General features: G+C 49.9%; 9 protein-coding genes. 4 read left to right on the top strand and 5 right to left on the bottom strand.

Annotated features, from left to right (window positions below; genetic code table 11):
• Positions 1–19 precede the first annotated feature (19 nt).
• Positions 20–913 carry a carbohydrate kinase family protein gene (locus IC230_RS23495; protein ID WP_191041513.1) on the bottom strand — a complete coding sequence of 298 codons (894 nt, stop codon included), beginning with the start codon at positions 911–913 and terminating at the stop codon, positions 20–22.
• A gap of 120 nt (positions 914–1,033) precedes the next feature.
• Complete coding sequence (locus tag IC230_RS23490; RefSeq protein WP_191041512.1) at positions 1,034–2,359, bottom strand: sugar porter family MFS transporter; 1,326 nt, start codon at positions 2,357–2,359, stop codon at positions 1,034–1,036.
• Positions 2,360–2,702: 343 nt separating this feature from the next.
• Between IC230_RS23490 and IC230_RS34095 the strand changes: the two genes are divergently transcribed.
• Together IC230_RS34095 and IC230_RS23470 are read left to right on the top strand one after the other, a co-directional pair.
• On the top strand, positions 2,703–5,240 hold the full coding sequence (locus IC230_RS34095; protein WP_223860803.1) for a PAS domain-containing protein: 2,538 nt from the start codon (positions 2,703–2,705) through the stop codon (positions 5,238–5,240).
• Positions 5,241–5,325: 85 nt separating this feature from the next.
• The gene (locus IC230_RS23470; protein ID WP_191041511.1) at positions 5,326–5,904 is read left to right on the top strand and encodes a c-type cytochrome; all 579 of its coding nucleotides are present in this window, start codon (positions 5,326–5,328) and stop codon (positions 5,902–5,904) included.
• Here IC230_RS23470 and IC230_RS23465 read toward each other — a convergent pair.
• From IC230_RS23465 to IC230_RS23455, 3 genes are read right to left on the bottom strand one after another with little or no spacing between them, the layout of a single operon-like run.
• The gene (locus tag IC230_RS23465) at positions 5,898–6,794 is read right to left on the bottom strand and encodes a winged helix-turn-helix domain-containing protein (protein ID WP_191041510.1); all 897 of its coding nucleotides are present in this window, start codon (positions 6,792–6,794) and stop codon (positions 5,898–5,900) included. The genes IC230_RS23470 and IC230_RS23465 overlap by 7 nt on opposite strands.
• A gap of 21 nt (positions 6,795–6,815) precedes the next feature.
• The gene (locus tag IC230_RS23460) at positions 6,816–7,286 is read right to left on the bottom strand and encodes a hypothetical protein (protein WP_191041509.1); all 471 of its coding nucleotides are present in this window, start codon (positions 7,284–7,286) and stop codon (positions 6,816–6,818) included.
• A gap of 41 nt (positions 7,287–7,327) precedes the next feature.
• Entirely contained in the window at positions 7,328–7,738 is a 411-nt protein-coding gene (locus tag IC230_RS23455; protein ID WP_191041508.1) for a hypothetical protein, read from the bottom strand.
• A 107-nt stretch (positions 7,739–7,845) separates the two neighbouring features.
• Between IC230_RS23455 and IC230_RS23450 the strand changes: the two genes are divergently transcribed.
• Entirely contained in the window at positions 7,846–8,964 is a 1,119-nt protein-coding gene (locus tag IC230_RS23450) for a hypothetical protein (RefSeq protein ID WP_223860802.1), read from the top strand.
• 82 nt (positions 8,965–9,046) lie between these two features.
• Positions 9,047–11,125: a tetratricopeptide repeat-containing sensor histidine kinase gene (locus IC230_RS23445; RefSeq protein ID WP_191041507.1), complete on the top strand. Its 2,079-nt coding sequence runs from the start codon at positions 9,047–9,049 to the stop codon at positions 11,123–11,125.
• The last annotated feature ends 60 nt before the right edge of the window (positions 11,126–11,185 follow it).

Genomic DNA, 11,185 nt, shown 5'->3' with positions numbered 1-11,185 from the left:
AAGAGCGGTCATGCATCAATCAGATCACTTCGGTACGCAGGATTTTCTCCACAATCGTTTCCGCCGTGAACGTAGGGGTTGCGCCCCGTTGCGTAGCGACATACGCGCCGGTCGCACAGGCAAATTCGAGGGTATTCTGTGGGGTTGCCCCCTGTAAGGTTTTGTAGAGAAAAGCCGCCAGAAACGCATCGCCACTGCCGATGGTATCTTCAACGTCGACCGGGAAACCCGCCTGTTGCACGAAGCCGGTTTTGTCCAGCAAGGCCGCGCCTTTTTCGCCCAGTGTTACGCAGAGCGTTTCCAGACTATAGCGTTCCCGCAATTTCTCCATCGCCTGACGTAGCTCGTTTTCATGGCCATACCAGTCTGACAATTCAACCAGTTCGTGTTCGTTCAACTTGGCAATGTCGGCCTGGTGCAGCAGTTCTTCGACCGTAGTACGCTCATAATGCGGAGCCCGAAGGTTCACATCGAATACTTTCCGACGAGCCACGGCCAGCAGTGCCGTCAGCGTTTCGTGCGTCATCTGGCTACGTGCGGCTAAGCTGCCGTAAACAAACAGATCGCTATTTTGTACGGCATCGATTAGATTCGGTTCGAGGTGAATGTAATCCCAGGCAACGGGCTGAACAATCTTGTACGTGACCTCATTCGTATCCGAGACATTGGCTTTGGCAACGCCCGTTAAATGGCTCTGACCAATCTGAACCAGATCGAGCGGGAGCCCTTTTTGTTCCAGAAACTGGATTAGTTCACGGCCCAGGTCATCGGTACCCACGCGGCTGATCATCTGGGCGTTGATGCCGAAATTGCGAAGGTCAGCCGCTACGTTCATGGGAGCGCCACCGGCTTGTTTGCTGGTTGGCAGTACGTCCCAGAGAATTTCGCCGAAACAGGTGATGGTTTGTGTCATAATCTTTGGATTGTCATTATGTGGTCATTCGCTTCGCGGCATTAGTTGTCATTGATCGCTATTCGTAGCCATGTATTGTTCAGCAATCAATGACAACTCATGACCACCAATGACTAATTATCAGTGAACGACGAATGTCCGTTCGATTTGCTCTAAGCTGGTGCCTTTGGTTTCGGGCATGAGTCGTACGACAAACAGGAGTTGCAGCACCATCATGATGGTGAAAAAGAGGAAGGTATTTCCTCCACCGAAATGCTCGGCCAGATACGGGAACGTGAACGTAATGATGGCGGCCATGAACCAGTGCGTGAAGCTGCCAAGTGCCTGTCCGCTGGCCCGGACCTCATTCGGAAAAATCTCGGAAATGAATACCCAGATGACTGCCCCCTGCGAGAAACCAAAGAAGGCGATGTAGCCGAACAGCAAAAACGGTACGGTCATCCCGCTAAAATCCTCTACGTAAAAAGCCCGTGCGACCAGTCCTAACGTAACGATCAGCCCCACCGACCCGATTTTCATCAGCGTCCGACGACCGTAGCGGTCAATCAGGTTCATTGAAATCAGCGTAAAGACGAGGTTTATCAGACCAATTCCCGCCGATGACAGCAGTGACGAGCTTTTACCCAGGCCTGTCATTTCAAAAATGCGGGGCGCATAATAAATGATGGCGTTGATGCCCGATACCTGATTGAAGACGGCAAACAGAACCGCCAGCATAATGGGCGTTTTGTATTCTCCCGAAAACAGTCGCGTCGACGCTGTTGTGTGATGATCACTCTGCTGAATAGCGACCAGCGTCTGCTCGGCCGTTTCAGGATCGATCATATTCAACACGTCCAGCGCTTGCGTTGTATCGCCTTTTTTGAGCAACAACCAGCGTGGGCTTTCGGGGATATTGAGAACGGCAATGAGGAAAATCAGTGATGGTAACGCCTGTACGCCCAGCATCCAGCGCCACGGCTCGGCCCCCACGTCGGCCAGGAGAAAATTAGACAGATAGGCAATCAGAATACCAAATACGACATTGAACTGAAACAGACCCACCAGTTTTCCGCGCGATTTAGCGGGCGAAATTTCAGTGATGTACATCGGTGCCGCCACCGACGACGCGCCTACGCCCAGACCGCCCAGAAACCGGAAGACCAGGAAGACGCCCCAGGTGGGAGCCAGCGCCGTTCCAATGGAAGCCGCTAAATACAGAATGGCGATCCAAAACAGCGTTTTCTTTCGGCCCAACCGCTCGGCTGGAATTCCTCCCGACATGGAACCCAGTACGGTACCGATCAACGCGATCGAAACCGTTAAGCCGTGTTCCCACACGTCCAATTTCCAGAGCGATTGTAGGGATTGCTCTACGCCGGAAATAACAGCCGTGTCGAAGCCGAAGAGGAATCCACCCAGAGCGGCCGTGATGGACCAAAAGAAAATACGCTGTTTCTGATTCATAGGTTGACAAAAATGAATCGGGATACGCACGATTCATAGGTCAAACTTACGCTACGTATCAGGAGCAGGCTTTCGGGAATTGTTCAATTAATTACAAATAAAAGCCATTTTACAATTGACTGATAATCAATTAATTATTGAAATATTTATAATTCAGTTTTCAGTTTTGTTACGTTGATTTTCGGTTTTGTTTCATCGTCAGCAGGCTAAAACCGGTATCGTTCAGCCGATAAAAAAGAAAGCAACCCAGATGTCCCGAATCGACTGACGCAAAAACAGTTTTTGTAAACTTATTCTATTGGATTCATCTGGTTATCTTGCCATCGAATGATACCGAACTGCATTGGAAACGGCTACCAATAACTATCCCTTTTTGTCGGGTGGCGGAGAGATGGGTGAACTCACCCGAAACTTCGACTGGTCGAAGACCTCCCTGGGCGCACCCGATCAGTGGCCTATCAGCCTGCGCACTACGTTAGGTATTGTGTTGCACTCAGCCTTCCCTATGTTTCTCTTCTGGGGAAACGATTTAGTCTGCTTCTACAACGATGCTTTCCGGCCAAGTCTGGGCGTTGATGGCAAGCATCCGGCGCTGGGAAAACAAGGCCCGGAGGTATGGGCTGAAATCTGGGACTTTATCGGGCCAATGATCCAGCAGGTGATACGTAGTGGAAAACCGGTTTTCTTCGAAGACCAGCTCGTTCCGTTCTACCGCAATGGTCATATTGAAGACATTTACTGGACCTTTAGCTATAGTCCTGCCTACGACGATACCAGCCAGATAAAGGGCGTTTTTGTTACGTGTACCGAAACCACGAAGTCTGTAAAAGGCCGCCAGGAACTTGAAGAAAGTCAGCGGCAGGTACTGGCTTCGTTCGAACAGTCGCCGATTGGTATTGCCATTATCAGTGAGGATGATCTGATTCTGAAAATGGCGAATCCGTTTTACGGATATCTGGTGGGCCGGAAGCCTGAGGACATTGTTGGAAAGCCACTTTTGGAAGCCATGCCCGAACTGGTCGGACAGGGGTTCGACGACCTGATGCGGTCGGTAATGGCTACCGGCACGCCGTATATTGCCAACGAGGTAGCCGTGGATATGGTCCGTAACAATCAGCTGGAAACCCTTTATGTTGACCTAACTTATCAACCGCAGCGAGAAGCTAATTCCGGGCGAATTTCGGGGGTGCTGGTGGTCGTTATCGACGTAACGCAGCAGGTACAGACTCGAAAAAAGATAGAAGAAAGTGAAGCCAAACAGCGCGCCATTATTGCCGCCGTTCCCGCAGCTATGGTTCTGTTCGTTGGGCGTGAGCTTGTTGTGGAGATGCCCAGCCAGAATTTCATCGACATTATCGACCGGGGCCCAGATGTTACGGGGAAACCCCTGCGCGCGTTGATGCCCGAACTGGAAAGCCAATTATTCCTGGACATTTTAGATAACGTCTATACCTCAGGCCAGCCGTACAACGACTTCGGCACGCAGGTCGATATTGTGCAGCAGGATGGCTCAGTGACCCATAATTTCTTCAATCTGATCTATACGCCCCTCTTCAATGCCGATGGGCAGGTGTATGCTATTCTGAGTATTGCAACCGATGTTACGGACGTAATAAAAGCGAAAAAGGCGCTGGAAGAAGCGAAAGAGTCGTTGCACGGTGCCATTGAACTGGCGGAACTGGCCATGTGGAGTCTCGACATCGAAAAAGGCACCTACTGGTATTCAGCGCGATTTATGAACTGGCTGGGTTTATCCGAAGAGACGAAAAATCTGGATGAAGCTTATAATCCCTTGCCCGACGCGTATCGGCCGATGGTTGTTAACGCGATAGCGGCCACCATTCAACCAGGTTCGTCCGGGCTTTACGAGAACGAACACCCGATTATCAATCGGCTTACGGGTCAGGAACGTATCATTCACGTGCAGGGCCAGGTCGTTTACGACGAAAGTGGAAAACCTGTTACACTAAACGGAACCGCTCAGGATGTTACGCAGCATCGGCAACTTCAGCTGGCGCTGGAGCAGTTAGTCTACCAGCGTACCGAAGAACTGGCAGTCGCGAATGCAACGCTGGCGGCCACGAACGTAGAGCTGCTAGACAGTAATACCGAATACGCTTCTGTCAATGAAGACCTGGAAGAAGCGAATGACTTATTAAAACGATCGAACGAAAATTTACAGCAATTTGCCTACATAGCCAGCCACGATCTGCAGGAGCCTCTGCGTAAAATTCAGCAGTTCGGCGATCTGCTCCGAACACGCTTCGCGCCGTCGTCCAGCGAGGAGTTGGTGTATCTGGAGCGCATGCAGTCGGCCGCCAGCCGCATGTCGACGCTGATTCGGGATTTGTTGAACTTCTCGCGTATTTCGACCCAGCGCGATACAAGTACGGCTGTATCCCTGACTACGGTTCTGCAAACCGTACTGGCCGATTTGGAACTGACCATTCAGGATAGCGGGGCGCAGATAAAAGTCGATACGTTGCCGACCATCTACGGCGATTCTATCCAGTTAGGTCAACTGTTCCAGAATCTGCTAAGTAACGCGCTGAAGTTTCACAAACCTGGTATAGCGCCCCACATTGATGTTACGACCCGCCTGATCGAGACGACAGAGTTACCATCTACCATCAAGCCTACCCGATTGGCAAATCGGTATCATCGCATCGACGTAGTGGATAACGGCGTGGGCTTCGATGAAAAATACCTGGACCGCATTTTTCAGGTTTTTCAGCGGCTGCATGGCAAGAGCGAATTTGCCGGGACCGGTATCGGCCTGGCTATCTGCAAGAAAGTGGCAACGAATCATGGGGGCGATATCACGGCCATTAGTCAGCTAAATCAGGGATCAACCTTTAGTGTCTACTTACCTGCTGAGTAAGGATTGGTTTGTCTGCCTGTAAATAGATTTTTTTGCCCAAGACTCTCCAGGTCAGTAGCTTACCAGCCACTAACCTCAATTTACCATGAACTCACTACATTTCGTTGTTGCTGCGCTGTTTAGTGTAGTGCTAGTGGCTGGCTTTTCGTCTCCACCCGCTACGTACCAGACCCAAAAAACCAGCCTGCCGCCCGATCAGGCGCTCATCAAAAAAGGAGAATATCTAGTCGCCATCATGGGTTGTGGCGATTGCCACTCGCCTAAAATGATGGGGCCGCAGGGGCCCGAGCCTGTTGCCAGTCGATTATTGTCGGGCTACCCTGCCGACCGGCCCGTAGCCGCCCGGAATGCAGACGCGCTAAAAGACTGGGTGCTGTTCAATGGCGACAATACAGCCGCAGCAGGTCCATGGGGCGTTTCTTTCGCGGCTAATCTTACCTCCGACGCAACGGGTATTGGCAACTGGTCTGAAGATCAGTTCAAGCGGGCGCTAACGCAGGGCAAATACAAAGGCATAGCCACCAATCGGTCGTTACTTCCGCCCATGCCGTGGCCTAACTACCGTACTATGAAAGATGAGGATATCAAAGCGGTTTTCGCCTATCTTAAATCGACGAAACCCGTGGCCAACGTAGTGCCGGCGCCCATTCCGCCCAGTCACTGAACTTCCAGCCGGTAGCCCACGCCATGTACCGCTACAATGCGGACTGTTGGGTCAGCCTGAAGCAGTTTACGCAGACGTGACACGAACACATCCACGCTACGGCCGACGAAGATTCCCTCGTCTTCCCAAACGGATTTGAGAATGCGATCGCGTTCAATAACCTGGTTGGCGTGGTCAATAAGATACCGGAGCAACTTCGCTTCCCGATAGGTCAGGTTATGGCGGGCCGCGCCCGATATCAATGTTTGTGTTGTACAATCCAGGCTAGACTCGCCAAAGCGTACCAGCCTGGATTCCTGTTGATTTGATTCGGACGTACTGCCTAATGCGCTTGTGGAAGCTGATTTACGCCATACAACATACCCAAATCCGGTCATCACCACGCCCAGCGCCAGTATCCATCCCAATACGGGTGGTTGAGAAGCCGTTTCGGACGTAGCGAAGGTGACTTGCAGCTTGTAGCAGCCGTTGACTTGTTTTCGACCCTCGCAGGGCACCTCTTTGTTTTCTGTCAGATCCCGAAAATTGTAGCCTAACTGCAATTCACCATGTGCGCAATCCAGCACGGCAACATCGTAATTCGCCCTGATTTCATGAATCCGAAACGATTCCTGAAGCAGGGCTGGCAACTGACTATAATCGAACGGGCGATCCAACTGCACACTGAAGGTATAGGCATTCTGTTGGTTTACAGGCGCAATTCGAGACGTATCATCACCCGCATTACGTAGTAGATGATGCGCCGTTCGCCGGAGCGCCAGATTGACTTTGCGGGAAAACTGAGTTGTGTCCGTTGTGGAATGAGCAAACGGCAATGGAGCAAACTGCGCGAACAATATGCCGGTTAATACAAGCACGGTGATACCGAATATTCTTGCCAATTTGCTCATACGTATTGTTCGTTTTACCGGCTAGCACCCTGGAAGTGGAAAAAGCCAGAACATGCTTCTCACTCTCAGAATCCGCCGGGCTACCCAGTCGGTTTTGTAAACCGGATCGATCACTAATTCATCGCCATGCTGCGCCTGCGCCAACACCGTAGCAATGTCAACATCATAGTACTGTCGGCCATTGTCGGAGGCTCCTTTCTGAATGATCATTCCACTACGTCGAAGGTAAATCCGAAACGGGATTTTAACGGCGTCTTTTGATGCAGGTTCTCCAGAAACAACCGCCAGTCTACCTTTACTAAAGATAGAGAAAAAGGTATAATCCAATGAATTACCGTCTAAAACTAATGGATTATGTGAGAAATTACGTTCTCGAGCTGGTTCATTTTCTAAACGATAACTAGCGAACTGCACCGTTTGCGCCAACAGCACTTGGGTGGCCAATAACGTCGCCAGCAGAACAAGCAACGTTCGGGTTATGTACTTATGCATAGGAGATGAGTGTTAAGGACAGGTAATATTCAGAAACAGACTCAACGTACCAAAATTTCATTATGTGGTAAAGCATATTGATTATCCGTTGTGATCAGCACAATATGATCCCCTTTCCGGCATCTCGACAGTACGTTCTGAACCGGTAGCTGCTTACAGGACTGCGTGGAATACATCGTCAGCGTTTTCGTGTTCTTATCCCGGATAGCCACGGTAAAGGGCAGTCGAGTTGTTACCTTACTTTCGCCAGGTGACAACTCGACGATGTTTACCGTCAATTTACCGGTAGCATTGGTCGCTACGCTGCACTTACCTTTTGTGGTGTACTCATTCACGATCATTTTATTCCTCAGAAAAGCCGCCGAGCACGTAGTAAACGTATGTTGACCCGCGCACAGGTTTGACAGGGCACAGCAAAAAAACAGGACACTTAATTGAAGTACGTTTTTCATGGTCTCGATTCTTTTGTGATACAGAAGCAAATGTATAATTGCCCTCAGCGAGAGTAGGTAAAGACCTGTAAAACCTTGTAAAGGAATTGTAAAACCTTTTCTTTCCTATGAAAACGTACCGATTCGCCCTTGTTCTGGCGTTGGTTTTCGGCTCTTGTTTGTTCAATCCAGCACCAGCAGAATCTCCCAAACCACCAAAGCGGAAAACGAACGTATCCATCGTAGGCGAGCGGTTTTACATAAACGACCAGCCAACGTTTAAAGGCCGTAGCTGGAATGGAAATCGTATCGAAGGACTACTGCCTAATTCCCGAATGGTGCAGGGAATTTTCGACGATCTGAATCCGGAAACGCGCTCAAAATGGGTTTACCCGGATACGAAAACATGGGACCCGAACCGCAACACCGACGAATTCATAGCGGCCATGCCTGTCTGGAAAGCGCATGGATTATTGGCCTTTACGCTCAATTTACAGGGTGGCAGTCCGGAAGGGTACTCGCAGAATCAGCCGTGGATCAATTCAGCATTTAATCCCAACGGAAGCTGGAATCCGGATTACTGGAATCGCCTGAGACGTATTCTGAACAAAGCCGACGAACTGGGTATGGTGGCTATTATTGGCCTCTTTTACTTTGGACAGGATCAATATCTGACTGATGAAGCCGCCGTCATTCGGGCTGTGGACAATACGATCGACTGGCTTGCCGAGGGAGGTTACCGGAACGTACTGATCGAGATTAACAACGAGTGTAACATCCGCTACGACCATGTCATTCTGCAACCCGAGCGCGTTCATGAACTCATCCTGCGGGTAAAAGCTAAAAAAGCGAACGGGCATCGGTTTTTAGTCAGCACGAGTTACGGGGGTGGTGCTATTCCGAAGGAGAACGTTGTTCGGGAAGCGGACTTTCTGATTTTGCACGGCAACGGCGTAAAAGACCCAAACCGGATTACTGACCTGGTGAAACAAACCCGCGCTGTGGCTGGCTACCGGCCGATGCCCATCGTTTTCAACGAGGATGATCACTTCGATTTCGACAAACCGTCCAATAATTTCCAGGCAGCTATCAGCGCCTATGCTTCCTGGGGATTCTTCGATTATCGGCTGAAAGACGACGGATTCAATGATGGCTATCAGTCCGTACCAGTGAACTGGCAGATCAGCTCACCTCGGAAGAAAGCATTCTTCGATTTGTTAAAGGAAATGACAGGAGGGTTACGTTAAGCGGTTTATTCAGATACATTTAGCCAGTTTATTAGGTTTCGTTAGTAAATTGCGTAACTCTCTATGAGCTTATCCTCTATCTATGAACTGTGCGCTGAAACGATGGATTTTATCGGGGCTTTGCCTATCGTTTTCGCTGACGGCCGTGGCGCAAAAACCACTAATCGATAGCCTGAAAAATAAGTTAGTCAAGTTTCTGCCCGATACATCCCGTGCGCTTACGTATCACGCCATTGCGAGAGATTTTTACAGACGTAACCAGTTCGACTCGGCTCAGGTTTACCTGACTCAGATGCTCCCGGTTTGTCAGCGAACCCGGTTCTGGTACGGCCTAGGCTCTTATTACCAGTTAAGTGGCAACATTGCCAGAAATCGAGGCATGTTCGAAACGGCCCTGGTCCAGTTGCAGCAGGCCGCTACGTATTTCCAGAAAAGTAATCGTCCCCATACCGTTGCTACCGTCTACAATAACATGGGCTACCTGTATAAACATATGGGTAACAATGGAGATATTGCCGCCCTAACGAACCAGGGTATTGACTATATCCAGAGAGCGGTCGTGCTTAATCAGGCTGCTGGTAAAACGACAGGACTTATCGACAATTACATTAATCTGGGGATTTGCTACGAAGACCTGAAAGAGTTTACTACAGCGCTACGGTATTATCAGATGGCCGAGCAATTAGCAAGGAAACAAAACCCGGCGAATGAAAGCCTGGGGGTTATTTACAACGATATTGGTAATTTATTCCAGAAACAGCAACAAAATGATTCAGCCATTCCGTTTCTGGAACGCGCCATAGCGATCAATCAGAAACTTGGCCGTAAATCAAGTCTGGTACACAATCATCGGAACTTATCGACAGCGTATTACGAATTAAAAAAAACTCCGCAGGCACTTCATCACGCTAAACAGGCATTGGCTTTTTTAGCCGAAGTTAATGACGCTTCCCTGGCCCGTTCAGTGTATCGGGTACTGCGAATCGCTTATGCCGCGAATGGTCAGCATGCAGAAGCTTATCAGTTCCTGTTACGTGAAAAAACCATCGAAGATTCCTTGATGAACATTCAGAAAACCCGGATTATCGCGAATCTCCAGGGGAAATATGAACAGCAGAAAGCGGCTGAATTAGCAACCATACGGGCGAATCTGGAACTCGAAAAAACGAAAGAAGTCGCCAGCGTTGAAGCCAAAACTGCCCGCGAAGTAGCGACCATCGAAGCGGAAAAGAAACATCGGATTGCGCAGATTGAGGCCCAAGCAGAAGTGGCTAAGACCCGGGCGGTGACCGAAGTTCAAACCCGCTACGAAACGGCAAAAAAAACGCAACAGATTTCGGAGCTTTCTGAGCAAAATACCCTCAAGGCGCGTCAGATGGCTTATTTGGTTGGTGGATTAGGGCTCGTCTTGTTGCTACTGGGAATCAGTTTCGTACAGTATTGGGCTATCCGACGTGCTAACGCTCAACTGTCGGAACAGAATCGGGTTATCGCCGAAACGAGTGATCGACTTACGGAACAATCCAGTCAATTACGGACATTGATGCGGGAATTACACCACCGCGTTAAAAACAACCTTGCCATCGTATCGAGCCTGCTCAACCTGCAAACGTATCGACTGACCGATACCGGAGCCATCGAAGCCGTACAGGAAAGTCAACGACGAGTCGAAGCTATGTCGCTGATTCACCAGCGACTGTACCGCACCGATGCCGTAACGACCATCAATATGGCTGATTACATTACCGATCTGGCCGAGAGTCTGATGGCCGCTTATGGCTACGGTCCCGATACGTTCGATTTGTCGGTCAGCGTTAACCAACCGGAGTTGGATGTGGACTCAGCCATACCGTTAGGACTGATTCTGAACGAATTACTAACCAATTCGTTCAAGTACGCCTATGGAAACAACCGACATCGAATCGGTCGACGGAACCAGCCTTCGCTGCGAATAGATCTGCATCAGCAAAATGGCCTGACGCTTGAAGTGCAGGATAACGGCCCGGGACTGGATCTGAACCAGTGGCGTAACCTGGACATTGACACTGACTCGTTTGGCCGCCAATTGATCTGGTCATTAAGTGAGCAGGTAGGTGGTAAAATTACTGTCGATAATCGCGATGGGGCGTATTTTCAACTCACCATACCACAGGCGGCCTGATAGAATTGGTGAACAGTCGGCAGCAATAAGGAGTTCTTGTTTACTGCCACCTCTTCCCTA

This window comes from Spirosoma validum (assembly GCF_014699035.1).
Lineage (GTDB): Bacteria > Bacteroidota > Bacteroidia > Cytophagales > Spirosomataceae > Spirosoma > Spirosoma validum.
Note: the sequence above shows the minus strand (reverse complement) of the source record. Positions and strands in the feature narration are given on the sequence as shown.

Bases quoted from the DNA above. Each gene is read 5' to 3' on its own strand.
- IC230_RS23495 (WP_191041513.1), bottom strand. From the start codon at position 913: ATGACACAAACCATCACCTGTTTCGGCGAAATTCTCTGGGACGTACTG.
- IC230_RS23455 (WP_191041508.1), bottom strand. From the start codon at position 7,738: ATGAAAAACGTACTTCAATTAAGTGTCCTGTTTTTTTGCTGTGCCCTG.
- IC230_RS23490 (WP_191041512.1), bottom strand. From the start codon at position 2,359: ATGAATCAGAAACAGCGTATTTTCTTTTGGTCCATCACGGCCGCTCTG.
- IC230_RS23450 (WP_223860802.1), top strand. From the start codon at position 7,846: ATGAAAACGTACCGATTCGCCCTTGTTCTGGCGTTGGTTTTCGGCTCT.
- IC230_RS23445 (WP_191041507.1), top strand. From the start codon at position 9,047: ATGAACTGTGCGCTGAAACGATGGATTTTATCGGGGCTTTGCCTATCG.
- IC230_RS23460 (WP_191041509.1), bottom strand. From the start codon at position 7,286: ATGCATAAGTACATAACCCGAACGTTGCTTGTTCTGCTGGCGACGTTA.
- IC230_RS23465 (WP_191041510.1), bottom strand. From the start codon at position 6,794: ATGAGCAAATTGGCAAGAATATTCGGTATCACCGTGCTTGTATTAACC.
- IC230_RS23470 (WP_191041511.1), top strand. From the start codon at position 5,326: ATGAACTCACTACATTTCGTTGTTGCTGCGCTGTTTAGTGTAGTGCTA.